This is a genomic window from Psychroserpens luteus (assembly GCF_015319355.1).
Taxonomy (GTDB): Bacteria; Bacteroidota; Bacteroidia; order Flavobacteriales; family Flavobacteriaceae; genus Psychroserpens; species Psychroserpens luteus.
In genome coordinates, this window is record NZ_JADILU010000003.1 from 617,458 (window position 1) to 644,314 (window position 26,857).

Here is a 26,857-nt window from a genome sequence, read left to right on the forward strand (position 1 = left end):
ACTCTAAAAAATATAATAATGAAACAATTTAAATTACTTTTTGCTCTTTTAATAGTCACTTCGATGACGTTTTTTCAATCATGTAGTGACTCCGATGATTCTAATAATGGTGAAGCTGCTGGTGCTTTTCAGGTAGATTTTGATGGACAAACTTATGTTGCCGATGTTGTTAGTGCTACAATTACAGATAATAATCTTAATATCACAGGTTTAAGAGGTGCAAATGGTGAAAACATCGTATTAACAATATTTGGAACTTCAGTAGGAACATATCAACTAGGAGTTGTTAGTAATCAAACACAAGTTAATGGTGCAGCGTATATTGAACCTAACAATACTGGATCAGGTGTTTTTGTAGCTCAAACAGACGGTATTGAATCACAAGGAGAATTAATAATTACTGCAATTGATGAAGTGAATTTAACAATGACTGGTACTTTCAGTTTTACTGGATATAATCCAAATACAGATGAAGTAAAAGAATTCACTAATGGTATTTTTAATCAAATTACTTATAGTGACGGATTAGTAAGCGTTGGTGATAATACGTTCTTTGCAAATGTTGATGGCACAGAATTTGTCGAAGATCTTGTAGCTGGTACTAGTTTAAATACTGGTGGAATGTCAACTATAGCTATTTCTGCAACAAAAAATAGTAATGAAACTATTGGTTTGTATTTTGATGCCGATGTTGCTCCAGGAACTTATGATTTTGGTGGATTTGGTGGTACACCACTTGCTCAATATAATTTAAGCTCTTCAGAGTTTACTATTGGAGATGGTACATTCACAATTTCATCACATGATATTGAAAATAAACGTATTATTGGCACTTTTGAATTCACAGCGAGTGATCCATTTGGTGGTAGTTCTACTACTTATGAAATTACAGAAGGGAGTTTCGATGTGACATATTTCTAAATAAAAAGCTAAATCTTAAAAGTATTTTAAAGCCACTATTTAAATTTAAATAGTGGCTTTAATTTTTTTGCTTATTCAGAAATAACGAATTAATTAGTATGTTTGTACAAACCCAATTTGAAATTATTATGAAAAAGTTATTTGCACTTTTATTATGTACAGCAGTTTTAACGTTTGTGTCTTGTGAAAATGAACCTTTAGAGGGAGATTTTGTAACAGGCGGAACAACTTGTGAAACTGCAGTTGCTAACACAGCACAAGCTGCCTTGAATTTTATAGGCGTCAATGATGATAATTATATGCAATTATGTATTGCATATCGTAGTGCTTTGCAAACTCAAATTCAAGCATGTGGTGATACAGATGGTAGTTTGCAAGCTGCAGTAAATGCTTTAGGTGATTGTAGTGAAGTTGTAGAAAGTAATTGTGAAGATGCAACATCAGCTGTAGCTTCGGCTCAAGTCGCTTTTGAAAGTGCTACTGATGATAATTACTCAAGTTCATGTAATGTTTATAGAGCAACTTTAGAAAATCAAATCGTGCAATGTGGAGATGAAGATGGTAGCATACAAGCTGCAATAGACGCTTTAGGAGATTGTACAATTGATATTCAAGAACCAACTGAAGTTGAAGGAACTTGGTTGTTAACTGCTTGGATTGGAACAGAGGCAATTGATTTAAATGGAGATGGAACAGAAAGTATTAATTTCTTAGATGAAATGGACTGTTATGAGAATGAAACTATTGTTTTTAATGCAGATGGAACTGGAGTTACTATGAGTACGTCTTATGCTTCCTTTAATTTTGAAATTGAAGTTGGTACCACGAATGAATATACGTATACGATTACATGTGATCTAGAAGATGAAAACTTAAATTTCACATGGTCTCAAAATGGGAATATTGTGTCAACAAGTGACGGTACTGATACGACAGATTTAACCCTAAATGGAAATCAATTATCAATATTTGTTCCTGAAGGGTTTGTTGCATTTAGCTCAGATTTTACAGCAACTACAACTCAAGATTTAACGTTCGTTTACACAAAGCAATAAATTTTTTTCTTCGGAAAAAATAAAGCCACTAACTGTTTTGTTAGTGGCTTTTATTTTTAGTTATCTGTTGTTTGAAATTCAATTAAATAAGGTTTCAAACGAATGCCATTTTCTAATCTAAAATTAGACACAATCATTTGATATTGCTTATTTGGTTCTAACATCATATTAAAAGTGTAAGATTGATTTTTATTAGTCCACACTCTACTATTATTATCAACATTTGGATATTTTGTTTTGCCTAAAGGTCCAAAATCCAATGCACTATGAATTCCGTTTAATACTTCAGAAAAATTAATAGTCATTATATTAATAGTTGGAGATACAGTTGTGCTTCCATTTTTGAATTCAGATATACTAATAACTTTAGGTCTTTTGAGCTCATAATCATTTTTGATATCTGCTAATGATTTTGGTAAAAACCTTGAAGCATCAACAATGCGAGCAATTTCTTTTTCGTTATAAAAGTCTAACTCGATTAAATCTTTAATTGCTTTTATTTTATCATTACATAAATTGTAATAGCGTTCACTAATCTCATAACCTATATAATATCCTAAATCTCTTTCTTTTAGTTCGTTTCGGTTTTCTCCCCAAAGCCAATTGTAATTATTCTCTGGAGCATACAAATCTTCAATAAATTTATTTACGACAGCTTCATTGTTTTCTTTTCCATAAGCAAGTGCAGGAGTATTTGATTTTTGTTCTGTAACTTTACATGAAATAAATTCTGCAATCCCTTCATAAAGGCACATCGATAATAGATTTTCAACTATTTCTGTTTGTTGTGTATGGACGTATTCATGTGTGCATAATAAAGGTAGATTTTCTAGAGGTTTAAAATCTTTATAATAAGGTTGTCTCCATTCTGGTAGCTCGCTAACATTTGTACTATCATTTCCTAAAGTGAGTTCGCTACCTATTAAGACATTATTCCATTTTGCAGTTCCTCCAGTTCTAAATACACCAACAGTGAAATAAATAGTAGAAGGTTTTAAATCTGGATACGCAGTTTTTAATTTTTGAATATTCTCACGAATAGCATTTTTGTTTGCATCAATTTTGGACATGTTAGGACGAATGGATTTCCAAAATTTCGGATAAGAGTTTATGGCTTCAATATATTCAGCTCTTGAATACCCACGAGCATCTATAATGTCTTTAAGACCTTGACTTGCATTTTTAATATAGATGTCTTGTAGGAGCTTATATTGTAATATGGTATCATTAGTTTGTTTTATTTTGTCATAAGCATTCCAAAAATTATCAATATCAGTAGTAACAATTTTTTGAATAGGCTCGTTTTTACAACCAAAAATTAATAAAACAATTAGCAAGAATATTAGATGTCTCATAATTTGATTAATGGTTAGTTTATATAAAATAGTCACAACTTGAATAATAAATTGTGACTAAAGAGTTTAATTGATTGATGATTTTAGTTTTCTATACTTCCAGAACCCGTAACTTTAGAATCCTCCTTAGTAGGATTTCCTCTATATTCAATGTCACCAGAACCAGTTACTCTAGCTTTTAAATTTCCGTTGCAAACAACTTCTGCATCTCCAGACCCAGTAACAGATACATCTGTGTTTACTGTTTTAAGGTTAAATCCATGAAAATCTCCAGAACCTGTAACTTTAGCACTTAAATTGTTTGTGGTTCCTTTTAGAGTTAAATCTCCAGATCCAGCAACACTACCTGATGCGTTTTGAGATTGAATATTTAAAATAACATCTCCAGAACCAGATAATGTTGCCTTAAAGTTATTTGAATTTATTTGATCTTCATTCCATAAATCACCAGATCCAGAAAGTGATACAGCATCTATATCTTTAAATGGGATTGTGATTTTTATGGTTTTATTATTACTTGGATTTAAATTTTTTCCTTTTTGAGTTTTGATAACTAATTTCCCGTTTTTAACTTCAGTAATAATATATTCAAGTAGATTAGATTCTCCTTCTAAAGTAATCTTACCTTCTGTACCTGCAACTAAGATATAATCGAAACTGCCTGCACAATGTACAGCATCATAATCTGATGTTGTTCTTGTTACTGTTGTAATGTTTCCGTTGCCTTTAATTTTTTTTCCGCCCCATTGAGCATGAGAGAATGTAAAGCTTAATAATACTGCAATTAATACAATTGATTTTTTCATGATGTTATGTTTTTAATGACTTGTTTTTAGTTTCTTTTAAATGTGACACTTCCGTATTCAGATTTTATATTGATTAGGTTTGGACTGTTTGAATCTCCATAATAGCCTTGATAATATTTATCTGTGGATTCAATTCGTTTTTTAGTAAACTCAAAATCATCTGCATCACGTAACGATGCGTATTCTAAATCTATATCAAATCTAAATGTATATGCAGGATCATAACCAATGGTTATCCCATTGTAATCTGATTCAATTTCAATATTGCCAGCACCTGCAGCCATTTTTTCAATTTTTATTGAGCCATAATCTGCTTTGATATTAACGTTTTTATAAATGGTTCCTAATCTAACAGTTAAGTAATCGCCATTACCAGATACATTATTTGCATTGTTGATTTTTATAGAACCATAGTCACAATTGTAGGTAATGTTTTCTGCTATTTCAATTTCAGACTTCGTGTAATCTGCATTGATAGATAGCTTCTTTGCTTTTCCTACAGTATAACCACTATAATCTGCATCAATATTTCCACCTGCTATATATTCAAAATAGGAATTATTTGTATAGTCAAATGAGATAGAATTATTATCTGCCATTAACTCTTTAGTTGTAATTTTTCCGTAGTCACAATTAATCATTGCACGACCTTCTAGTTTGTCTAGATCAATGTTTCCGTAGTCATTATTTAAATCCACATTATTAGTAATAGGCATTTTAATAATGTAATTGATTTCCATGTTTACATTATTGTCTTTTCCCCAATTCCACCAAGAATTAGACTTGCTTTTACTAAACAATGTTTTTGCAGAAACCATTGAATTAGAAGCAGAAAACTCTACATCAATATCATTAAGTTTTTTGTTTACTTTTTCTAAATCATTACCATTGGTTTTAATCCTCACTTCAAAAGTGATTGTAGAACCATCATAGGTTGAAATATTAATGTTGCCATAGCTATTATTGACTTTTAAAGTCGCATTAGAGCTAACATGAAACTCTTTTTTTATCGTTTTTTCTTTGGTGTGCTTTCCATTTGATTTTCCGTTTGAATTGGCAAATACAAGGGTAGGTACTAAGATAAATATGAATAATATTTTATATAGTATTGTTGTTTTCATTTTGGTTTAGTTTAAAATTTTTGACTTCTTCAATGTGTTCTAATACGGTTTGTAATACGTCTATACGGTTTTGAAAATTGGTAATCATTGCGTAAATAACTCGCTTATCATTGCCACTTTCATTTAAATCTATTTTAAGAGATTGATATTCTTTTTCTAAAATTTTAAGCTCTTTCATGGCATCATTAACCATCTCTTCTGTTTCTGGAGAACGTTTAGCTTCTAGAGATGCAATTTCTTGAGCAATAGCAGTAGTAAAAAAAGATTGGGTTTGAGACAACTCTGGAGATACACTCGCCAAATCGTTAAGTCCATTACCTTGTTGCTGTTGCATTACAGTAAAAACACTAAAGCAAAGTACAATAGATGCTGCGACTGCTAAAAATGGTTTCCAGTAGTTGGATTTTTTAGGAGTGCTATCTACAACAGTATTGTTTTGTTGTTTTAGCTTTTCTAAAAACCTATTCTCATGACCATGATTTGGCATGTCAACATCAAAGTTCCCCTCGAAATCGTTGAATAGTTTTTTTATGTTATCTTTTTCTTTCATTGTTTAGATCTTGATTTTTTAAGGACACATGCTGTTCGCTATTAATCATTCCCTAGGGTATAAAGTTTTGAACATGCTCGTTTCATATTAATATTGAACCAATGGCTCTAATTTTTTTCGTAAACTATCTTTTGCTCTAGAGATCATAGTTCTGCAATTTGCTGCCGAAATATCCATAATCTCACAAATTTCATCATAATCAAAACCTTCAATTAAATGAAGCGTTAAGCACGTTTGATAATTGTCTTTAAGCTTTTTCATGGTCTCCAGAATCTGATTAGCTTTAAGGTTTTTAAATTCATAATCTTCAGGTATTCCAGAGGTGTCTTCCACTTTATAAAGAACATCATCAAGTGCAACTTCCTGGTATTTACTATTTTTTTTATAATGATAAATACTGTTGTTAATTACGATTCGTTTTAACCATGATCCAAAAGTTTTAATCTCTTTAAGACTATCCAACTTTGTGAATGCTGTTAAAAATGAATCCTGCATGATGTCCTCAGCCTCAAAACTGTCTTTAACAATTCTAAAGGATGTGTTATACATCGCCTTGTAATATCTATTATAAACCTCCATTTGTGCGTGTTGGTTTCCAGATTTACAAAGCAGTAATAACTGTTCGGTATTTTGATTGGTTAGTGTCAAAAAACAATTGCTTTTATATAGAGAGTCGACGTGTTTTGAATTGTTACACTTTTACTAAAAATAAATTTTATTTCTTCGGAAATATTAATATTCATACAATGGCATAACTATTGGAATTAGATAAAGGTATATAATTACGTTCACTTGTTAAGTATTTGATTATCAGTGAAAATTGTGATTATTAAAATTAATATAAATCTAGAATTCTGTTGTTTTAATGACAGAATGACCAAAAAAATAATATGGCTAAGTCTAAATTTTTAAAGCTTGACAGTTTGTCATTTCAGGATTTTGATGAAAATTCAGAATTAATTCCGTTAATGACTCCTGAAGACGAAGAAGAAATAAATAACGAAGTGTTACCAGAAACCTTACCAATTTTATCATTGCGTAATACGGTTTTGTTTCCTGGTGTCGTCATCCCAATTACTGCAGGACGTGATAAATCTATAAAACTCATTAACGATGCAAACAAAGGTAGCAAAGTTATTGGTGTGGTATCTCAAAAGGATGAATCTGTAGAAGATCCAGGAGCTAAAGACATTTTCAAAACAGGAACAGTAGCGCGAATTTTAAAAGTGCTAAAAATGCCAGATGGTAATACAACAGTAATCATCCAAGGTAAAAAGCGTTTTGAAATCCAAGAAGTCGTGGCAGAAGATCCATACATGACTGCGACGATTAAAGATGTACAAGAAGCTAAACCTGCGGTTGACAATAAAGAATTTTCTGCAATTATAGATTCTATAAAAGATTTATCACTTCAAATAATAAAGGATAGTCCAAATATTCCGTCAGAAGCTTCTTTTGCAATTAAGAATATTGAGAGCAATTCATTTTTAGTGAATTTTGTGTCTTCTAATATGAACCTTTCTGTAAAAGAAAAGCAACAATTATTAGAAATCAATGATCTAAAGGAACGTGCATTAGCAACGTTAACATATATGAATGTTGAAGTTCAAAAATTAGAACTTAAAAACGATATTCAATCTAAGGTTCAAAGTGACATGAACCAACAACAACGTGAGTATTTCTTACACCAGCAAATGAAAACTATCCAAGAAGAATTGGGTGGTGGTGTATCTTCTGGAGAAGAAATTGAAGAGATGCGTACACGCTCTAAAAAGAAAAAATGGAATGATGATGTCGCTGAACATTTTGAAAAAGAATTGGCAAAAATGCGACGTATGAATCCGCAAGTGGCAGAATATTCTATCCAACGTAACTACTTGGATTTATTTTTAGATTTACCATGGAACGAGTTTTCAAAAGACAAGTTTGATTTAAAACGCGCTATGAAAATTCTAGATCGCGACCATTATGGTTTAGACGATGTAAAGAAACGTATCATAGAATATCTAGCAGTTTTAAAATTGCGTAATGATATGAAATCTCCAATATTATGTTTGTATGGACCTCCAGGTGTTGGTAAAACCTCATTAGGAAAGTCTGTTGCAGAAGCTTTAGGAAGAGAATATGTACGTATGTCTCTTGGTGGTTTACGTGATGAAGCAGAAATTCGTGGTCATCGTAAAACCTATATAGGAGCAATGCCAGGAAGAATCATCCAGAGTTTGAAAAAAGCAGGAACATCTAATCCAGTATTTGTATTGGATGAAATAGATAAGTTATCTAATTCTCATCAAGGTGATCCATCATCAGCATTATTAGAGGTTTTAGATCCTGAGCAAAATAGTGAGTTTCATGATAACTTCTTAGAAATGGGTTATGACTTATCTAAAGTGATGTTTATTGCGACTACTAATAGTTTAAATACGATTCAGCCAGCATTACTTGATCGTATGGAAATTATTAATGTTACTGGTTATACCATTGAAGAAAAAGTTGAGATTGGTAAGCGACATTTACTTCCGAAGCAATTAAGAGAGCATGGATTAACAGACAAGCATTTAAAAATAGCTAAACCACAATTAGAAAAGATTGTTGAAGGTTATACTAGAGAATCTGGAGTTCGTGGTTTAGAGAAACAAATTGCAAAAATGGTACGTCATGCAGCCAAAAATATTGCAATGGAAGAAGATTACAATATTAAAGTCACCAATGAAGATGTTATAGATGTTTTAGGAGCTCCAAGATTAGAGCGTGATAAATATGAGAATAACGATGTTGCAGGTGTTGTTACAGGATTAGCATGGACTAGAGTAGGAGGCGATATTTTATTTATAGAATCTATCTTATCTAAAGGAAAAGGTACCTTAACAATTACCGGTAACTTAGGTAAAGTAATGAAAGAATCTGCTACCATAGCGATGGAATATATCAAAGCCAATGCAGAAGAATTTGGAATTGATCCAGAGATTTTTGGAAAATATAACGTGCATATACATGTACCTGAGGGAGCTACTCCAAAAGATGGACCAAGTGCAGGTGTGACTATGTTAACTTCTTTAGTATCTTTGTTTACACAACGTAAGATCAAAAAAAGTCTAGCAATGACTGGAGAGATTACACTAAGAGGTAAAGTATTACCTGTTGGTGGTATAAAAGAAAAGATACTAGCAGCTAAACGTGCAAGAATTAAAGAGATTTTACTTTGTGAAGATAACAAGCGAGATATTGATGAAATTAAACCAGAATATTTAAAAGGGTTGACGTTTCATTATGTAAAAGACATGAGTGATGTCTTGAAGCTCGCGTTAACTAATCAAAAAGTAAAGAATGCTAAAAAACTTTAAATTAATAATTTCAGTTATTTTGGTAACAGCTTCAAGTTTTGGAGCTGTTGCCCAAACTGAAACTTATAAAGATGTTATTTTAGACGGTAAACCAGCAAAACTTAATGTAATAACTGGTGAAGTAACTAATAGTGATGGTACGATAATTAAATCATTGGCAGCAAGAAAAATTAAAGATTCTGTTAAAGCGAGTAATACCATTATTAAAAAAAATCCTATTACTTTTGAATCAAAATTGGATAGCATTAAAACCGCTCAGGAAGTAAAATTAACTCAAACTAATGCTTCTAACACAGTTAAAAGTACTCCCGAAAATGTAATTTATACTAATGAATCTAATACATTAGTTAACTATTACAAAAATAATAAAGTCATAGTTTCTTCAGATTCAGATAAAGTTATGACCACACAAACTGTATTTATTACAACTAATTCCTCAAATATAGATACAATAGAAGCTAAAGGAGCCACCAATATATCTGAAAACGAACTTCTCAAAATTAAAGAAAAAGCAGCATCAGTGGTTTATGAGGTTTCGAAACCTGCTACTAATGATGATAATACTACAAATTTCCATACAGTTCTTAAAGGAGAAACGTTATATATCTTATCACAAAGGTATCATACATCTTTAGGTATACTCAAAAAGGCTAATAATTTAGAAACTACACTTATTAGGGTTGGACAAATTTTAAGAATTAAAAACTTTGAAACATATAGTTATGGACCAATTTCAAATGATTGGACAGTTTCAAAAGGTGATACTTTATACAATATTGCCAACCGAAATAACACAACTGTAGCTTCTTTAAAGTCGCTCAATGGCTTAACAAGTAATCTTATAAAAATTGGACAAAAGCTTCAATTAAAATAGAAAATATTCTTTTTAAAAAATAAAACAGACATACATTCGTTTTAAGATAGATTTATTTACTTTGCAAACTTATATGCTAAAGAGAATTACTACAATTTTTTGTCTGTTATTAACAACTTCAATCTATGCGCAAGTAGGAGGAGAGTCTACATATCAATTTCTCAATTTGATGTCATCACCTAGACAAGCAGCTCTTGGTGGTAAAACGATTACCAATTATGATAACGATGTTACAGGAGGTTTGTTTAATCCTGCGTCTATAAATCCTGAAATGGATAACCAATTAGCCCTCAACTATTCTAGCTATTTAGGCGGAATAAGTTATGGGACAGGAGCATATGCTTACACTTGGGATAGACATGTACAAACATTACATATTGGAATGACATACATCAACTATGGTAGTTTTGACGGTTATGACCTTAATGGTGTTTCTACAGGAACGTTCACAGGTAATGAAGCAGCTTTATCTGCTGGTTATGCGTATCAAATCCCGTTTAGTGATTTTTATATTGGAGCAAATTTAAAATTAATCACATCAAAACTAGAACAATATAATTCCATTGGTGTTGCTACAGATCTTGGAGCAATGTACATCAATGAGCGTTTAGATTTTCATATGGCATTAGTCGTTAGAAATCTTGGAACTCAAATTACAACTTACGCAGGATTAAATGAGAAACTACCTTTAGAAGTCTCATTAGGATTATCACAAACTTTAGAAAATATGCCTTTACGTTGGCATTTAACGTTTGAGAACTTACAAGCTTGGCCAATTGGGTTTTCTAATCCTGCAAGAGCAACAACAGATTTAGATGGAAACCAAACCCAAGAAAAAGTAGGATTCTTTAATGAAGTATTGAGACATACTATTATAGGAGCAGAATTGTTTCCTGAGCGAGGTTTGAATATTAGATTAGGTTATAACTTTAGAAGAGCAGAAGAATTACGTATTGTAGATCAACGAAATTTTTCAGGATTATCGTTTGGTGTTGGTATTAAATTGAATAAAATGAGATTTAATTTTGCTCATGCACGATATACAGGAGCTGGTAATGCTAATTTCTTCGGAATACAAATTGACTTGAGATAATGCAAAAAATAACAATAGCTATAGACGGATTTTCATCCACAGGAAAAAGTACAGTTGCCAAACAACTCGCTAAATCCTTGGGTTATGTGTACGTAGATTCTGGAGCCATGTATCGCGCAGTAACTTTATTTGCCATGCAAAATGGTTTTATAGAAACCGGTTGTTTTGATAAAGATGGTCTTATTTCTCAACTAGATCACATAAAGATTAGTTTTAAGTTTAATAAAGACTTGGGTTTTGCTGAGGTTTATCTCAATGAAAAAAATGTAGAGAAAGACATCAGATCCTTAGAAGTTTCCAACTTTGTAAGTCCTGTTGCAACTATATCTGAAGTGAGAGAACAGTTAGTGAAACAGCAACAAAATTTCGGAAAAGATAAAGGTGTTGTCATGGATGGTCGTGATATTGGTACTGTGGTTTTTCCAGATGCAGAATTAAAGTTATTTATGACCGCTTCCGCAGAAAAAAGAGCAAAACGTCGCTATGACGAATTGATTGAAAGAGGAGATGATGTGAGTTATGATGATGTTTTGAAAAATGTACAAACCCGAGATCATATAGATTCTACACGAGAAGATTCTCCATTAACAATGGCAGAAGATGCTATTAAGGTTGATAATTCTAGTATGAATTTGAAAGAACAATTTGAGTTTGTTTTGAAACTTTCCGAAGACAAAATAAAATCCATATCATAAAAAAAAGCGACACTAGGTCGCTTTTTTGTTATCTTAAATTATGTCAAACTTATAAGTTTGGGATAATTAATTCTTGATCTGGATGAATCACATCTGGATTCTTTAAGATATCAGAGTTTGCTGCAAAAATAGTTTGGTATTTTGAAGCATTTCCATAATACTGCTTTGCTATCTTTCCTAAAGTCTCACCGCTTTTTACAGTATGTCTTGCGTATACAGAAGTATCTGCTACTTTAATATCTGCCATAATATCTGCTGGGTTTTCTCCACCTGCAACTTTAATGCTATCCCAAAGTAAATCTTTATCGTATTGTGTTTTTGCTGTTCCAGTTACTTTCAATACACCGTTTTCTTCTTTTACATCACCATTCTCGATGTTTAATGTTTGTCCTAAGTCTAATACGCTTTGGTATTTTGCTCTAACCATAATAATATTTGTTTTTTAATTAAGTGTTAATACTAATGTAAAGATACCAAATTATGTGCCAAAAATTAAAACTGTCAATACTGATTTTTTAACATTTTTAAATTCTGAAATTCAATAGGTTAGACAATTGCGCAATTATTTTGTTTTATAGTAAATAATGTGTATTTTTGCACTCCTTTTTGGCGAACTAAAGAAAGACAAAAGGAATAAACAAAAACAAAAATAACGCTTCTGTGTGTTATCGCTTGATTCTTTCAAAGCATACAGAATACAAATTTTAATTCAGCAAATGTCTGAAAAAGAAACAACAAAAGCAGAGGTAGAAACTACTGAAGCAGCAGCAACAGAAACTACAACTGTTGAAACTCCAAAAGAGGAGAAAGTAAATCCAGAACAATTTTTAGCAGATTTTAATTGGCACAATTACGAAGAAGGAATTGATCCTGTCGATGAAAAGCAATTAGAAGAGTTTGAAAAATTAGTATCAGAGAATTTCGTTGACACATTAGATGACGAAGTTGTAGAAGGTACTGTTATTCATTTATCAGATCGTGATGCTATTATTGATATCAATGCAAAATCTGAAGGTGTAATTTCTCTTAATGAGTTTCGTTACAACCCAAATTTAAAAGTTGGTGACAAAGTAGAAGTATTAATTGATGTGCGTGAAGATGCAACTGGTCAATTAATATTATCACACAGAAAAGCTCGTGTTATCAAAGCATGGGATCGTGTAAATAATGCACATGACACTGGTGAAATCGTAAATGGTTTTGTAAAATGCAGAACTAAAGGTGGTATGATCGTTGACGTATTTGGTATTGAAGCATTCTTACCAGGTTCTCAAATTGATGTGAAGCCTATTAGAGATTACGATCAGTATGTAAATAAAACAATGGAATTTAAAGTTGTGAAAATCAACCACGAATTCAAAAACATTGTAGTATCTCATAAAGCGCTTATTGAAGCTGATATTGAGGAACAGAAAAAAGAAATCATTAGTCAATTAGAAAAAGGTCAAGTATTAGAAGGTATCGTTAAGAATATTACGTCTTACGGTGTGTTTATTGATCTTGGTGGAGTTGATGGATTAGTTCATATCACAGATTTATCTTGGTCTAGAATTAATCATCCAAATGAAATTGTAGAATTAGACCAAAAATTAAACGTGGTAATCTTAGACTTTGATGAAGATAAGTCTAGAATCCAATTAGGTCTTAAGCAGTTAAGCAAGCATCCTTGGGAAGCTTTAGGTGAAGATGTAAAAATTGGAGATAAAGTTAAAGGTAAGGTTGTAGTTATTGCAGATTACGGTGCATTCGTAGAAGTAGAAGAAGGTGTAGAAGGTTTAGTTCACGTAAGTGAAATGTCTTGGTCAACACATTTACGTTCTGCAAATGATTTTGTAAAAGTTGGAGATGAAATAGATGCAGTAATCTTAACTTTAGATAGAGAAGATCGTAAAATGTCTCTTGGTATTAAGCAATTAACGCCAGATCCATGGACAGATATTACAACTAAGTATCCTGTAGGTTCTAAACATTCAGGTATCGTACGTAACTTTACAAACTTTGGTGTTTTTGTAGAATTAGAAGAAGGAATTGATGGGTTAATTTATATCTCAGATTTATCTTGGACTAAGAAAATCAAACATCCAAGTGAGTTTACTAACGTAGGTGATACACTTGATGTTGTAGTATTAGAATTAGATGTTGAAGGACGTAAATTATCTTTAGGTCACAAACAAACAACAGATAATCCATGGGATAAGTATGAAACTGAATTCGTTTTAGGATCAACTCATACTGCTGAAATTGGAGAAATCGTTGATAAAGGAGCAACTATTGACTTTAACGAAGACATCGTGGCATTTGTACCACAACGTCATTTAGAAAAAGAAGATGGAACTAAGCTTAAGAAAGGTGAATCTGCAGAGTTTAAAATTATTGAATTCAATAAAGAATTTAAACGTGTAGTCGCTTCTCATACTGCTATCTTCAAAGAAGAAGAAATGGCAAATGTAAAAGCAGCTGTTAAGAAGCAAGAAGCTCAAGCAGCAGAAGCAAAACCAACTTTAGGTGATGCTAACGAAGCTTTACAAGCGCTTAAAGATAAATTAGACGGGAAGAAATAATTCCTAAATAATTTTCAATACTGAAAAGAGCCTATCATTTATGATAGGCTCTTTTTTATTTTAGTCAAGTGAAGAATTTAAGAATTATTACATAGAAGTACTTAAAGTTTTACGCAGAGATTCACAGATGATTTTTTAACTTTTATTTAAATTTAATAGAAATAGTAAGACTTGTCTTTCTGTGAATTTTTCCGTTTCTCTTTGTTTCTCTATATAACAACTATTAAGAGCAAGAGTAATACAACTCCACAACAAACACCTTCACAAGTTTAAAAAACCATTGCAAACCCTATTTTTTTACCTTAACTTTGTTCACCAAATACGTTTGGAAACCACATGAGTCAAAAAGTATTACTTAATGCTAAAGCCATAAACATCATTCTTCATCGATTGGCTTGTCAACTTATTGAAAATCACAATGACTTTTCTAACACTGTTCTCATAGGATTACAGCCTAGAGGAAAATTTCTTGCTAATCGTTTAGCTGAAATGTTAACTACCGAATATAAAATCAAAAACATAAAATTAGGTCATTTAGACATTACCTTTTATAGAGATGATTTTAGAAGAGGAGAGAAGATTCTAGAAGCCAATACAACTGACATAGATTTTATTGTTGAAGACAAAAACATAGTGTTTATTGATGATGTATTATATACAGGACGTAGCATTAGAGCTGCTTTAACTGCAATTCAATCATTTGGGCGACCTAATGAAATTGAATTACTCACATTAATTGACAGACGATTTAGCAGACATTTACCGATACAACCAAATTATAGAGGTCGTCAAGTAGATGCCATCAACGAAGAAAAAGTAAAAGTAAACTGGGTTGAGAACGAAGGTGAGGATGCGGTTTATTTGGTGAATAGTTAAAATGAATAATCAAGTATTGCAGCACAACTTAAAACTGCAAACTGAATACTAAAAACAATGAGCGAACTAAGTGTCAATCACTTATTAGGAATTAAATATCTTAACAAAAAGGATATTCAATTAATTTTTGAAACTGCAGATCATTTCAAAGAAGTGATCAATAGACCAATTAAAAAAGTGCCTTCGCTTAGAGATATTACCATTGCTAACTTATTTTTTGAAAATTCAACACGTACAAAATTATCTTTTGAACTTGCTGAAAAACGTTTATCTGCAGATGTGATTAATTTTTCTGCATCTCAATCTTCAGTAAAAAAAGGAGAAACATTAATTGATACCGTAAATAACATTCTATCTATGAAAGTAGATATGGTAGTCATGCGTCATCCCAATCCTGGAGCTGGTGTATTTTTGTCAAAACATGTTAATGCAAGTATTATAAATGCAGGAGATGGAGCACATGAGCATCCTACGCAAGCTTTATTAGATAGTTATTCAATACGAGAACGTCTTGGAGATGTGAAAGGAAAAAATGTAGTTATAGTAGGCGATATTTTACATAGTAGAGTCGCATTATCAAATATTTACGCATTGCAATTACAAGGTGCAAATGTGATGGTTTGTGGACCAAAAACCTTGCTTCCGAAGTATATAAAAGAATTAGGAGTAAAAGTTGAAACCAATTTACGAAAAGCCTTAAATTGGTGTGACGTCGCAAATATGTTGCGCGTACAAAATGAAAGAATGGATATTAGTTATTTCCCTTCAACTAGAGAATATACACAACAATACGGAGTTAATAAAGCGCTTTTAAACTCATTAGATAAAGAAATCATCATTATGCATCCTGGACCAATTAATCGTGGTGTGGAGATAACAAGTGATGTTGCAGATTCTGATCAAGCCATTATTTTGGACCAAGTTCAAAATGGTGTAGCAGTAAGAATGGCAGTTATTTATTTATTAGCATCCAAAATAAAACATTAATATTATGATTATAGATCAAGACGGTAACACCACCTTAATTACACAAGAAAAAGCATCAATTATAGAACTTGTTAAAAAAATTGACATTCTTTATGATCGTTTTAAAAACAACAATCTTATTGTAAATATTACCAAATTGGACGACGTTAAGTTATCAGATATTGTTGAGTTTTTACAATTATCAAATAAACATCGTAAAGCAAAACACTCTTTCGTTATTGTATCAAACAGTGCAAATCTTAATGAAATGCCAGATGAAATTATCGTAGTGCCTTCAACTAAAGAAGCATATGATGTTATTGAAATGGACGTTATGGAACGTGATTTAGGATTTTAAGAATTTCAGAAGAAAACTCGATTTACAGTAATATAGTTCGTTTTATTTCTTTAGCAATTTTTAATTGCACTAAGTTATATGTCCAAACAAGTGTTAATTGAAAATGGTGAAATTGTTAAAGGGCTTATGTATTGTTTTTTGTTTTTAAGAAAGAACGACTTCCCATATCTGAAATTGAAGAATTTATATTGAATCAAAATGATAATCTATATTTTGAAATCGTAGCTAAAAATATTAAACGTACAGATTTTATCATAATGAGTTTGCCAAATAAAAATCCAGCTTAAAAAACCTGAATGGATTAGTTAGTATGACTTATGGAGTTGATAAAAATGAGTAAATAGAACTCAACTACACATAACTTCATAGCAAAAGATTCTGTAATTACACATAATTAATTAATTAACTATCTAGTTTTTAGGTTTTTACTATTTGTTTTAATACATTTATAACGTAATATTCTTCCCCACACCTAATATTCAATTTTTAGAAATATAAAAAACTACATATTTTTTATAGGTTCATGTGTAATCTAAATACATCGTACTTATTGGTGATATTAATTTAAATTTATGACTATGATTATTTTTATGGATCTTATAAATAATATAGCATCTCTTTTTAAAGTGTTCAATGATTTGAAGACTTTCCCTAAAAAAGAAAGAGAAAAGTATCATGCTATTATGGAAGAAAATTTTCAGTTAATACAGTCGGTACTTAATATGGTAATTGTCAGGTTAGGAGATATTTTGATTGAAACAGATGAAGTTACATTTAAACGAGAAGTTATTAATCTCGGAAATTATAATGATTGGTTAGAAGTAGAGCGTCAATTTAGGTTATGTAATAGTTTACGTCAGGCTAGAAGAGAAACAGAAGATTTATGGTCTATTGTTAAAGGAAAAATAAGTGCCAAACAATGGGATGAGTTCATGAGCCTAATTTCTAATGTGCTGGATTATGAAGGAGAGTCAGCATCTTACATAAGTCAAAAGTTTAATGATTTCTCAAATCAATCCCATTCTAAAAGCATGAATGATTTGAAAGATGAAATTTCTAAAATGCGAACACAGTTAATGACTGAACGAAGAGCATTAATGGAACTTGAAGTAAATATGTGTAATTTGGTCTAATATTAAACGTAAGTTATATTGGTTTCAATTTTTCTAATAAAATTAAATCTTCATGAATACTTTTAAATCAGAACTTTTAATTAAAGAATTAGATCTTATTGATGCTACAATTTTGAGGCTAGACCTTCAAATTCAAAAAGGAAAACATTTTTGTATGATTTAGCTAGGTGTATTAGGTTTCTTTTTTTAGATAAATTTTTAGAACTCGATGATAAAACCTTAACACTTGTACTATTGCTTTTTGTTTTGATTCCATTAATATTTAGGTTGATGGATTTTTATTGGAGTAAAGCATTGCTTGTAACTTGATGATGACAAAAGATGATCTCACTATTTGTTAATAATAAAGCATTTCAATATGAAGACTCTGAGTTTCCATTATTAGATCCAGTGGGATTTATTTTTCAGTAAATGATTATCCAGAATGCATCAAAAACGTCAAGAATTTTATTAAAAAACCATAAAACTTAGAAACGTTTTGCTACAAAGAAGGCAAATGGTTTTTTGGGGTTATAATAATCTTTTCAATAGTTTTAAGTCCATTTTTTATCCAAAATAGCTATTTTAGTGATTAATAAAATGCTTAAATCTATTGAAATTAACCATACTAGGTTGCTACAGCGCAACTCCACAAGTAAATACGAATTCTACAGCTCAAGTTCTTGAGATAAAAAACCATACATTTTTAATTGATTGTGGAGAAGGCACACAGGTTGAGTTACGCCGAAATAAGGTTAAGTTTAGCAGAGTGAAACGTATTTTTATCTCACATTTACATGGTGATCATTGTTTTGGATTGGCTGGTTTGATTTCAACATTTAATTTATTAACTCGTGAAGCAGATTTACATATTTATGCACCAAAAGGGTTAAAGGAAGTCATTACGATGCAAATGAAATTATCAAACTCTTGGACCAATTACCAATTGATTTTTCATGAGTTGACGTCTAAATCTTCAGAGTTGATTTATGAAGATGATAAAGTTGAAGTACATACCATCCCTTTAGACCATCGAATTTATACCAACGGATTTCTATTCAAGGAAAAATTAGGAGAACGTAAGCTGGATATGAATGCTGTTTTAAATTCAGATATTGATATAGCTTATTACCGTAAGCTAAAACAAGGAGCAAATGTATTAGATAATAATGGCAATTTGGTTGAAAACTCATTAGTTACTAAAGATCCTAAGCCTTCCAAAAGTTATGCGTTTTGTAGCGATACCGCCTATAACGAATCTATAATTCCTATTATAAAAGATGTTGATGTGTTGTATCATGAGTCTACATTTTTAGAGAAACATGAATCTTTGACAAAACCTACAAAACACTCAACAGCTAAGCAGGCAGCAACTATTGCTAAGAAAGCTAACGTTGGAACACTAATTTTAGGGCATTATTCTACAAGGTATGATCAACTCTCAGAATTTAAAATTGAAGCTAAAGAAATTTTCCCTCATGTAAAATTATCTAGAGATGGGAAACAGTTTAGTTTTGATTGAACTCACTTAAATCGTTCATCCAAAGAATTGCTTCACCTAAACTTCTGCATCTTTTCATACTTTTACTAAAGAAGTGCTTTTCTATAGATGAATTTAAATAACTAAAATCTGTATAAGAGACTACAGCAGATGCGACTAGAAAGTCATATTCGTTATTAAAATCGACCCATAATTGAGGATCGAAAGAATAAGGATTAATCCTGTTAGCAATATATCCAATCTTAATGTCTTTTCTTATTTCTTCGGAAAATCGAGACACGATTTCTCCAGCAATCATGTGGTCAACATGTATGCCTTCGTTTAATTCTGAAATTACAAATTGTTTGGTGACATAAAAATTTCCGAAAGGTAATTCTATTTTTTTATAGGCTATTTGTTTAGCGTATTTACTGTTTTCAAATGTCATTTAATAAGGATTAATGCTTAAATTTATGGGAAATATATTGACTCTTAAAAGAATAATTATAAAAATTTTAATACTATTCTCTAATGAATACAGACTTAGGCAATTATAGAAAATCATATGAAAAGCAAGAACTTCTAGAAACTAATGTTAGTGACAACCCAATGGAGTTATTCCAAAAATGGTTTCATGAAGTAGATGAGCATTATAATGTTGGAGAAACAAATGCCATGACAATAAGTACAATTGGATTGGATGGTTTTCCAAAAAGTAGGGTAGTGCTACTAAAAAAGTATACCTATGAAGGTTTTATTTTCTACACTAATTATGAAAGTGAAAAAGGAAAAGCTATTTCAAATAACCCAAATGTTTGTCTTTCGTTTTTCTGGCCAGCTGCTGAGCGTCAAATTATCATAAAAGGAAAGGCAGAGAAAATTGCAGAGAATTTGAGTGATGGTTACTTTGAGTCAAGACCTCGAGGAAGTCAGCTTGGTGCATTAGTTTCAAATCAAAGCGAAGTAATAAAAAATCGTAATGTTCTAGAAGAGGAACTCAAAACTTTAGAGACTAAATTTGAAGGTCAAGAAATTGAGCGACCAAAGTTTTGGGGAGGATATATTATAAAGCCTGTTGAAATAGAATTTTGGCAAGGTCGACCAAATAGATTGCACGATAGATTGCGTTATCATTTAGACGAAGATTTCAATTGGAACTTAGATCGTTTATCTCCTTAATTTCATATACAACACGTTTAATTTTTTATATACAATCAAAGCATGACCAAAAGTTTATAGTCAAAAAGTAACTGATTTTGATTTTATAAATCTTCGACGAAATACCATTTTATAAAAATTTTGTAGGATATTACATAAATAAAAATGTAATTCAACGAATAATAATACATTTAAACTTCATTTTATTGAAATACGGTGTATATTGTCGTTGAAATTAGTGATTATATAGATAACCCCAAGTTTGAATAATCATTTTTATTAATAAAATAATTTAGATCCCAAATTCTAAATTGTTTGAAGAAAAAACCCTACTTATGAAACTTACCAAATTCTTACCAATAGTGGTATTAATTGCAATGTTATCGTTTTCTTGTTCTTCGGAAGAATTTCCAAGTGAAACAATTGATAATATGGCTTTACCTGCAACTCCAGCAGCAAAAAATATTGAGATAGAAATTTTAGAGCTTATTAATGCTCATAGAATTAATGAAGGTTTAACTCCTTTAAATAATCTTGGTATCATTAAAGCAGTAGCATATACACATACAGATTATATGGTAGAAGTAAATAATGTGTCTCACGATAATTTTTTCCAACGTAAAAACAGTTTAATCGACAATACTAATGCTTCAAAAGTTTCAGAAAATGTGGCTTATGCATATAGTTCAGCTCAATCTGTTGTAAATGCTTGGTTAAACAGTGAAGGTCATAGACATAATATAGAAGGCGATTATACAGATTTTGATATTTCTGCAGAACAAAACGAAGAAGGTAAATGGTATTTCACAAACATATTCATAAAGAGATAAAATATTGATTAATAGCAAATTGTTCTTTTTAAGCCACAGTTTTACTGTGGTTTTTTTTGTTATAAACATAAATCTATAAATGAAACTAAAGGAATTAAAATATAGAATACCACATGATAGCTTACTTAAAATTAATAATTTAGAGTATGCGCCTGTATAGATTTCAAACTATTATGATGGTATGATATCTGGAATGTTAGATTTTAATTCCGAGTTGTTTTGGTTTGAAATGATCAGAGAATCAACAATTAATACAGACGATGGATGGTATAGGTAAAATGGAGTCGTAAAACTATCTAAAAAACAATTATTTAAAGAAATTGAAGTCCATAAAGACTTTCAGATGTATATAGGAACTCATTGGGATGAAAAATTTATTGATGAGCCACCTCAATTTCTAAGAGACAGTTCAAAGCTTTTTTATGAAAAAACAAAGTATATATTGATACTAATTCATTTAAAAACAACCTATTGATTGGATGGATTGAAATTTAAAATAAAAAAAGCAGACTTTAAAAAGTCTGCTTTTTAGCATATTTAGATTAGAGGATAATTATATGTTTATTCTTTTAAGATATAGAAGTAAGAACGTCTATTTAATTGATGCTCTTCTTCGGTACATTTCACACGATTAGAACATTTATTTAGCAATTGAGATTCTCCATAACCAATTGCGCTTTCTATACGATTTGCAGCAATACCTCTAGAAATGATATATTCCATAGTAGATTTTGCTCTTCTGTCTGATAATTTTTCATTGTATTTATCACGACCACGACTATCTGTATGAGATTCAATCTTAATCACCATAGTTGGATGCGTTCTCAATACATCTACAATATTTTCAAGCTCATATTGCGCATCTGTTCTAATATTGGATTTATCAAAATCAAAGAAAATAGGATTAATTACAATTTGACTTTCAAAAAGTAATGGCTCTAAGTATAGGTCAGCTTCAGTCACTTTTTCATTTTTGTTATCTGTAGTCACTTTCTTCAAATCGTCTTTAAAATCATTTTTACTACCAATTATAGTATACGTTTTATCACAATCTACAGTAAACTCGTAAACACCATTTTCTACAGTTATAAATTCAGATATTACCTTACCAACTTCGTTAATAAGTTTGACAGTTACTCCAGGTAATATTTCATTGTCGTCTTGATTTCTAGTAATCCCTTTTATAATTTGTGAGCAATGAGAAGCATCAAAAGCATAAATATCATCACTACCTTGACCATCTGGTCTATTTGATGAGAAATAACCAGTGTCATCATTTTCTTCTTCGGAAGAATTTTTAAAATAAGCAAAATCGTCATAGCCACTGTTATATGGAGCGCCTAGGTTTTCTGGAGCTTCTTCAGTGTCTTCTTTTAGTAATTTAGATTTAAAAATATCTAAAAAACCAAGATTTAAATGTCCATCAGAAGAAAAGTAAAATGTACTGTCTTTTGCTACAAACGGAAACATCTCACGACCTTCTGTATTGATTTTTTTTCCTAAATTTCTAGGTTTAGAATAGGTGTTACTCCCTTTTATATCTACAACATAAATATCTGTATGACCTAAACCACCTTCGCGATCAGATACAAAATATAATTGTTTATTATCTGGACTTAATGATGGATGACCAGTAGAAAATATTTCATCATTAAAAGGTAGCTCTATAATATTAGTCCATATCTCACCAACCAAAGTAGCTTTATAGATCTTAAGATGTGTTGTTCCTTCTTTATCGTATTTTACTTTTTTTGTTCCCTTTCCTACATTATCTCTTGTAAAATACATGGTGTTTCCATCATTTGTAATTGCTATTGAAGCTTCATGGAAATCTGTATTTATTTTTTCCGCAGAAATAAAATCTGGAGTACCATATGCAGTACTATCTGTTTCTTTATCAACTTTTACTTGATAAATATCTAAGAATGGTTCTTGGTTCCAACTGTATATTTTCTTCTCATCTGTATTTCTAGAGGAAGCAAAATATAATTGTCCATTGTGAACGAATGATCCAAAATCTGAATATTTGGTATTAAATGGTAAATTTATAATCTTTACAATACTGTTCTCTTCGGAATTTGCTAACTCATTATACTTAGCAATATTCTCAGGATTATAATCTTTAATTCGGGAATCATTATTTTGAATTTCCATGAATTTTTTCATCCAAGCATCTGCTTCTTTATAATTACCTAAACTCCTCAAGGATTGGATATGTTTATAGATATACTCAGGATTGATATCTTTTTCATCATATTTTAAGGCTTTTTCATACCAATATGCAGCTTTATCAGATTTGGAATTGTTGTAATAACAATCTCCTAATCGAGTTAAAACGTGAAGACTTGTATCTCCTTTTTTAAGGACTTCTTGATAAAGTTCTGTGGCCTTGACATACCCATAGTTGCTAAAAAACTTATCAGCAAGCTTTTCTTGGGCTACCATAACTGTGCTACTTAGAGCAAATATTAAGATTAAAAACTTTGATTTCATGTGTTCGTTTTTACTGTTTTTAAGTTGTCACAATTAACATTCAATAACCATATTATCGATTATATTAAAATGAAGGATGTGTCATACTTAACTTATTTTTTAGAAGTATCTAGGTGATTTTATACGTTTACTTTTAAAGATTTCAAACATGAGTAATATTTCATGTGTACCACTTGTATATGCTCTTAAATCTGATAAAGGATACTCATACGCATAACCTAATCGTAATTGTTTTGATATCTGAAAATCTGCAATTGCACCTAATGCAGATGCACGCTCATTAATTCTATATGATGCGCCAGCCCAAAATTTCTCAAAGAATAAAAAGTTTGCTGTAAGATCAAATGATAATGGTGCGCCATTAGTAGCTTTTAAAAGTGCTGCAGGTTTAAATTTTGTGTTTTCGCTTAACTCAAAAACATAACCACCAGTGAAATAGTAACTAATTCTTTCTAAAGATTGAAACGCTTCATCACCAGTATAATCTGTGTTTAAAATACGAGGAGCAGAAAGTCCTAAATACCATTTTTGACTATGCCAGTAAACACCAGTACCTATGTTTGGTTTCCAACGATCTTCAAATCCAAAAATCACTGGATCATTAGATTGGGATAGTTGAAAATCTGCATCTAAACTATAACTGGTAAATCCAGCTTTTACACCAAATGCAAGTTTGCTTTTTTCACCTGTAGGAATGGTATATGAAAAATCTCCATATAGATAAGAGAAGTTTTGGTATCCAAGTTTATCATTTATAAATGAAAACCCTAATCCAACTCTCTCATTTCTCATTGGTGTATGAATTGACAATGTTTGAGTTTGTGGACCTCCTTCTAGACCAACCCATTGACTTCTATGTAAGCCTACAACACTTAATGTCTCTCTGCTTCCAGCATATGCTGGATTGATAGAAATTGTGTTATACATATACTGAGTAAATTGCGGAAGCTGCTGTGCAACACCCATCCAACTACTGAATAGTATAAATGCTATAATGTTAAATTTCACTAATTTCATATAGGTTAAGATTTATTTTGTTGAAACATAGATTGGTCCTGTAATAGGTCTTAATCCACTATTCTTTATATTTAATACATAGTAATAGGTTCCTGTTGGGACAAAACCAGAATTTCCTATTGAAGCATTAGATGATGTTCCATTCCAATCGTTTTCATAATTGAAATTCTCGTATATTTTTGCTCCCCAACGGTTAAAGATTTGCAACTCGTAAACGAAGCCACAGTCTTCTGTACCTGTTATTGTAAAAAATTCATTAATACCATCAAAGTTAGTTGTAACTGCTTTTGAGATTATAAGATCGTCTTCACCACATGGAAATACAACACATTCATCGTTAAGAGTTATTGTAACTGTTACTTCTCCTGGACATGTACCTTCATAAGTATATGTGAATTCATAATCTGTTAATTGATCATCTGTGAAATCACCGTTATTATCTAGTAAAGAAGTTGGGTTAAAGTAACTTCCATCAATAGTAGCATTTCCATAAGTTACAGACCAAACACCATCTGGATCATAATCTCCATCTAGTAAACTAAATAAATCAAAGTCAAAATCATCTCCAATACATAAATCACCTTCTATGGCTTGAACTTCAATTTCTACAGTTACATTTATTGTTTGGGTGAAAATAGCTTCATTACCACAAGCGTCTGATACAAACCAATCTCTTATAACGACATAGTCTGTAACTGAGCCATCACTTGATGAAGTTTCATTAAATTCAACAGTTATGTTTGTAGAACATGCATCTTCAAACACGAGTTGTGGTACTTCAGGAATGTCACTACAAACAACATCGATTACTTCTTCTAAATCACCAACTAATGTTGGAGCAGTAGTGTCGGCAACTGTTATAGTTTGAATTAATGTTGTTGTATTATCACAATCATCTACTAAAGTCCATGTTCTAATAATTGTAGAATTATTAGGACAATCACCTTCTGTGACGGTATCTATAAATGTTGCTTCTAGTTCTGTAGAACAGTTATCAGTTTCATCGGTTACATCACCAGTTAAGCTGATGTCAGATACATCTTCATCACATTCAAGAGTCACATCTGCAGGCACTGTAAAAGAGGGAGCGGTTGTATCTTGTATTGTAATTGTTTGTACTAACGCTGTAGCATTTGCACAATCATCTATTGCTGTCCAAACTCTAGTTATCACATATTGATTCACACAATCACCATTAGCAATTGTATCATTATAAGTTGCTTCTATGCCTGTAGAACAATTATCTGCTTCATCGATTACATCACCAGTTAATGAAACATCAGTTAAATCTGCATCACATTCTAGAGTTATATCTGCAGGTACTGTGAATGTTGGAGCAGTCGTATCTTCTAGTGTAATTGTCTGTACTAAAGTTGTCGTATTATCACAATCATCAGTTAATGACCAAGTTCTTGCGATTATTGATGTGTTAGCACAATCACCATCTGTAATGGCATCAGTAAATGTAGCTTCTAAATTTGTAGAACAGTTATCAGCTTCATCAGTAACGTCTCCAGTTAAAGATACATTAGTTAAATCTGTATCACATTCTAGAGTCACATCTGCAGGAACAGTAAATGTTGGAGCAGTGGTATCTTGAATTGTAATTGTTTGAACAAGTATTGTCGTATTATCACAATCATCAGTTAATGACCAAGTTCTTGTAATTATAGATGTGTTAGCACAATCACCATCTGTAATGGCATCAGTAAATGTTGCTTCTAAGTTTGTAGAACAGTTATCAGCTTCATCAGTAACGTCTCCAGTTAAAGATACATTAGTTAAATCTGTATCACATTCTAGAGTTACATCTGCAGGCACTGTAAAAGAGGGAGCGGTTGTATCTTGTATTGTAATTGTTTGTACTAACGCTGTAGCATTTGCACAATCATCTATTGCTGTCCAAACTCTAGTTATCACATATTGATTCACACAATCACCATTAGCAATTGTATCATTATAAGTTGCTTCTAAATTTGTAGAACAGTTATCTGCTTCATCGATTACATCACCAGTTAATGAAACATCAGTTAAATCTGCATCACATTCTAGAGTTATATCTGCAGGTACTGTAAATGTTGGAGCAGTCGTGTCTTCTAGTGTAATTGTCTGTACTAAAGTTGTCGTATTATCACAATCATCAGTTAATGACCAAGTTCTTGTAATTATAGATGTGTTTGCACAATCACCAT

The 26,857-nt window shown here is 31.3% G+C and carries 24 protein-coding genes and 1 pseudogene; 15 read left to right on the forward strand and 10 right to left on the reverse strand.

What is annotated here, in order from left to right; translation table 11 throughout:
- The first annotated feature begins 18 nt into the window (after positions 1-18).
- Both IM744_RS09715 and IM744_RS09720 read left to right on the forward strand, forming a co-directional pair.
- Positions 19-921, forward strand: a complete 903-nt coding sequence (locus IM744_RS09715; RefSeq protein ID WP_194507929.1) for a DUF6252 family protein — start codon at positions 19-21, stop codon at positions 919-921.
- 128 nt (positions 922-1,049) lie between these two features.
- Positions 1,050-1,976: a hypothetical protein gene (locus tag IM744_RS09720; RefSeq protein WP_194507930.1), complete on the forward strand. Its 927-nt coding sequence runs from the start codon at positions 1,050-1,052 to the stop codon at positions 1,974-1,976.
- Between the two features lie 56 nt (positions 1,977-2,032).
- Here IM744_RS09720 and IM744_RS09725 read toward each other — a convergent pair whose 3' ends face one another.
- The 5 genes from IM744_RS09725 to IM744_RS09745 form a co-directional block, all read right to left on the reverse strand.
- Positions 2,033-3,331 carry a DUF2268 domain-containing putative Zn-dependent protease gene (locus IM744_RS09725; RefSeq protein ID WP_194507931.1) on the reverse strand — a complete coding sequence of 433 codons (1,299 nt, stop codon included), beginning with the start codon at positions 3,329-3,331 and terminating at the stop codon, positions 2,033-2,035.
- Between the two features lie 83 nt (positions 3,332-3,414).
- Complete coding sequence (locus tag IM744_RS09730; protein WP_194507932.1) at positions 3,415-4,137, reverse strand: head GIN domain-containing protein; 723 nt, start codon at positions 4,135-4,137, stop codon at positions 3,415-3,417.
- Between the two features lie 26 nt (positions 4,138-4,163).
- Complete coding sequence (locus tag IM744_RS09735; protein WP_194507933.1) at positions 4,164-5,258, reverse strand: hypothetical protein; 1,095 nt, start codon at positions 5,256-5,258, stop codon at positions 4,164-4,166.
- The gene (locus IM744_RS09740; protein ID WP_194507934.1) at positions 5,236-5,808 is read right to left on the reverse strand and encodes a hypothetical protein; all 573 of its coding nucleotides are present in this window, start codon (positions 5,806-5,808) and stop codon (positions 5,236-5,238) included. The genes IM744_RS09735 and IM744_RS09740 overlap by 23 nt, the downstream gene beginning before the upstream one ends.
- 87 nt (positions 5,809-5,895) lie before the next feature.
- Positions 5,896-6,456 (reverse strand): RNA polymerase sigma factor, encoded by a 561-nt coding sequence (locus IM744_RS09745; RefSeq protein ID WP_194507935.1) that lies wholly within the window; start codon positions 6,454-6,456, stop codon positions 5,896-5,898.
- Between the two features lie 242 nt (positions 6,457-6,698).
- Here IM744_RS09745 and lon point away from each other — a divergent pair, with 242 nt between their 5' ends.
- The 4 genes from lon to cmk all read left to right on the forward strand — a co-directional run bounded on the left by lon (position 6,699) and on the right by cmk (position 11,814).
- On the forward strand, positions 6,699-9,152 hold the full coding sequence (gene lon / locus IM744_RS09750) for an endopeptidase La (protein WP_194507936.1): 2,454 nt from the start codon (positions 6,699-6,701) through the stop codon (positions 9,150-9,152).
- Entirely contained in the window at positions 9,136-10,026 is an 891-nt protein-coding gene (locus tag IM744_RS09755) for a LysM peptidoglycan-binding domain-containing protein (RefSeq protein ID WP_194507937.1), read from the forward strand. The genes lon and IM744_RS09755 overlap by 17 nt, the downstream gene beginning before the upstream one ends.
- Positions 10,027-10,099: 73 nt before the next feature.
- A complete protein-coding gene (porQ, locus tag IM744_RS09760) occupies positions 10,100-11,119 on the forward strand; it encodes a type IX secretion system protein PorQ (protein ID WP_194507938.1) in 1,020 nt (339 codons plus the stop codon).
- Positions 11,119-11,814, forward strand: coding sequence for a (d)CMP kinase (cmk, locus tag IM744_RS09765; RefSeq protein ID WP_194507939.1), 696 nt, complete (start codon positions 11,119-11,121; stop codon positions 11,812-11,814). The genes porQ and cmk overlap by 1 nt, the downstream gene beginning before the upstream one ends.
- Positions 11,815-11,863: 49 nt before the next feature.
- Here cmk and IM744_RS09770 read toward each other — a convergent pair whose 3' ends face one another.
- Entirely contained in the window at positions 11,864-12,241 is a 378-nt protein-coding gene (locus IM744_RS09770) for a LysM peptidoglycan-binding domain-containing protein (RefSeq protein ID WP_194507940.1), read from the reverse strand.
- Between the two features lie 289 nt (positions 12,242-12,530).
- On the opposite strand from IM744_RS09770, the gene rpsA reads away from it, so the two are divergent.
- From rpsA to IM744_RS09805, 7 genes and pseudogenes are all read left to right on the forward strand, one after another.
- Positions 12,531-14,375, forward strand: a complete 1,845-nt coding sequence (gene rpsA, locus IM744_RS09775; RefSeq protein WP_194507941.1) for a 30S ribosomal protein S1 — start codon at positions 12,531-12,533, stop codon at positions 14,373-14,375.
- 336 nt (positions 14,376-14,711) lie between these two features.
- The gene (pyrR, locus tag IM744_RS09780) at positions 14,712-15,251 is read left to right on the forward strand and encodes a bifunctional pyr operon transcriptional regulator/uracil phosphoribosyltransferase PyrR (protein WP_194507942.1); all 540 of its coding nucleotides are present in this window, start codon (positions 14,712-14,714) and stop codon (positions 15,249-15,251) included.
- 57 nt (positions 15,252-15,308) lie between these two features.
- Positions 15,309-16,238 (forward strand): aspartate carbamoyltransferase catalytic subunit, encoded by a 930-nt coding sequence (locus tag IM744_RS09785; protein ID WP_194507943.1) that lies wholly within the window; start codon positions 15,309-15,311, stop codon positions 16,236-16,238.
- A 4-nt stretch (positions 16,239-16,242) separates the two neighbouring features.
- Complete coding sequence (locus tag IM744_RS09790) at positions 16,243-16,575, forward strand: ribonuclease Z (protein WP_194507944.1); 333 nt, start codon at positions 16,243-16,245, stop codon at positions 16,573-16,575.
- A 353-nt stretch (positions 16,576-16,928) separates the two neighbouring features.
- A pseudogene (locus IM744_RS20905) lies at positions 16,929-16,973 on the forward strand (hypothetical protein); the annotation flags it as partial.
- A gap of 180 nt (positions 16,974-17,153) precedes the next feature.
- On the forward strand, positions 17,154-17,708 hold the full coding sequence (locus IM744_RS09800) for a hypothetical protein (protein ID WP_194507945.1): 555 nt from the start codon (positions 17,154-17,156) through the stop codon (positions 17,706-17,708).
- 592 nt (positions 17,709-18,300) lie between these two features.
- Positions 18,301-19,209: a ribonuclease Z gene (locus IM744_RS09805; protein WP_194507946.1), complete on the forward strand. Its 909-nt coding sequence runs from the start codon at positions 18,301-18,303 to the stop codon at positions 19,207-19,209.
- Here the strand turns inward: IM744_RS09805 and IM744_RS09810 are convergent.
- Complete coding sequence (locus IM744_RS09810; protein ID WP_194507947.1) at positions 19,196-19,615, reverse strand: hypothetical protein; 420 nt, start codon at positions 19,613-19,615, stop codon at positions 19,196-19,198. The genes IM744_RS09805 and IM744_RS09810 overlap by 14 nt on opposite strands.
- Before the next feature lie 83 nt (positions 19,616-19,698).
- On the opposite strand from IM744_RS09810, the gene pdxH reads away from it, so the two are divergent.
- Together pdxH and IM744_RS09820 are read left to right on the forward strand one after the other, a co-directional pair.
- Positions 19,699-20,346, forward strand: coding sequence for a pyridoxamine 5'-phosphate oxidase (pdxH, locus tag IM744_RS09815; protein WP_194507948.1), 648 nt, complete (start codon positions 19,699-19,701; stop codon positions 20,344-20,346).
- A gap of 314 nt (positions 20,347-20,660) precedes the next feature.
- On the forward strand, positions 20,661-21,155 hold the full coding sequence (locus IM744_RS09820) for a CAP domain-containing protein (protein ID WP_194507949.1): 495 nt from the start codon (positions 20,661-20,663) through the stop codon (positions 21,153-21,155).
- A gap of 561 nt (positions 21,156-21,716) precedes the next feature.
- Here the strand turns inward: IM744_RS09820 and IM744_RS09825 are convergent.
- From IM744_RS09825 to IM744_RS09835, 3 genes are all read right to left on the reverse strand, one after another.
- A complete protein-coding gene (locus IM744_RS09825; protein ID WP_194507950.1) occupies positions 21,717-23,648 on the reverse strand; it encodes an OmpA family protein in 1,932 nt (643 codons plus the stop codon).
- A gap of 99 nt (positions 23,649-23,747) precedes the next feature.
- Positions 23,748-24,665 (reverse strand): PorP/SprF family type IX secretion system membrane protein, encoded by a 918-nt coding sequence (locus tag IM744_RS09830; RefSeq protein WP_194507951.1) that lies wholly within the window; start codon positions 24,663-24,665, stop codon positions 23,748-23,750.
- Between the two features lie 12 nt (positions 24,666-24,677).
- On the reverse strand, positions 24,678-26,857 hold a 2,180-nt coding region (locus IM744_RS09835; RefSeq protein WP_194507952.1), incomplete at its 5' end, for a gliding motility-associated C-terminal domain-containing protein.

Coding starts and splice junctions, on each gene's coding strand:
- IM744_RS09715 (WP_194507929.1), top strand. CDS start 19: ATGAAACAATTTAAATTACTTTTTGCTCTTTTAATAGTCACTTCGATG.
- IM744_RS09720 (WP_194507930.1), top strand. CDS start 1,050: ATGAAAAAGTTATTTGCACTTTTATTATGTACAGCAGTTTTAACGTTT.
- IM744_RS09725 (WP_194507931.1), bottom strand. CDS start 3,331: ATGAGACATCTAATATTCTTGCTAATTGTTTTATTAATTTTTGGTTGT.
- IM744_RS09730 (WP_194507932.1), bottom strand. CDS start 4,137: ATGAAAAAATCAATTGTATTAATTGCAGTATTATTAAGCTTTACATTC.
- IM744_RS09735 (WP_194507933.1), bottom strand. CDS start 5,258: ATGAAAACAACAATACTATATAAAATATTATTCATATTTATCTTAGTA.
- IM744_RS09740 (WP_194507934.1), bottom strand. CDS start 5,808: ATGAAAGAAAAAGATAACATAAAAAAACTATTCAACGATTTCGAGGGG.
- lon (WP_194507936.1), top strand. CDS start 6,699: ATGGCTAAGTCTAAATTTTTAAAGCTTGACAGTTTGTCATTTCAGGAT.
- IM744_RS09755 (WP_194507937.1), top strand. CDS start 9,136: ATGCTAAAAAACTTTAAATTAATAATTTCAGTTATTTTGGTAACAGCT.
- porQ (WP_194507938.1), top strand. CDS start 10,100: ATGCTAAAGAGAATTACTACAATTTTTTGTCTGTTATTAACAACTTCA.
- cmk (WP_194507939.1), top strand. CDS start 11,119: ATGCAAAAAATAACAATAGCTATAGACGGATTTTCATCCACAGGAAAA.
- IM744_RS09770 (WP_194507940.1), bottom strand. CDS start 12,241: ATGGTTAGAGCAAAATACCAAAGCGTATTAGACTTAGGACAAACATTA.
- rpsA (WP_194507941.1), top strand. CDS start 12,531: ATGTCTGAAAAAGAAACAACAAAAGCAGAGGTAGAAACTACTGAAGCA.
- pyrR (WP_194507942.1), top strand. CDS start 14,712: ATGAGTCAAAAAGTATTACTTAATGCTAAAGCCATAAACATCATTCTT.
- IM744_RS09785 (WP_194507943.1), top strand. CDS start 15,309: ATGAGCGAACTAAGTGTCAATCACTTATTAGGAATTAAATATCTTAAC.
- IM744_RS09790 (WP_194507944.1), top strand. CDS start 16,243: ATGATTATAGATCAAGACGGTAACACCACCTTAATTACACAAGAAAAA.
- IM744_RS09800 (WP_194507945.1), top strand. CDS start 17,154: ATGATTATTTTTATGGATCTTATAAATAATATAGCATCTCTTTTTAAA.
- IM744_RS09810 (WP_194507947.1), bottom strand. CDS start 19,615: ATGACATTTGAAAACAGTAAATACGCTAAACAAATAGCCTATAAAAAA.
- pdxH (WP_194507948.1), top strand. CDS start 19,699: ATGAATACAGACTTAGGCAATTATAGAAAATCATATGAAAAGCAAGAA.
- IM744_RS09820 (WP_194507949.1), top strand. CDS start 20,661: ATGAAACTTACCAAATTCTTACCAATAGTGGTATTAATTGCAATGTTA.
- IM744_RS09825 (WP_194507950.1), bottom strand. CDS start 23,648: ATGAAATCAAAGTTTTTAATCTTAATATTTGCTCTAAGTAGCACAGTT.
- IM744_RS09830 (WP_194507951.1), bottom strand. CDS start 24,665: ATGAAATTAGTGAAATTTAACATTATAGCATTTATACTATTCAGTAGT.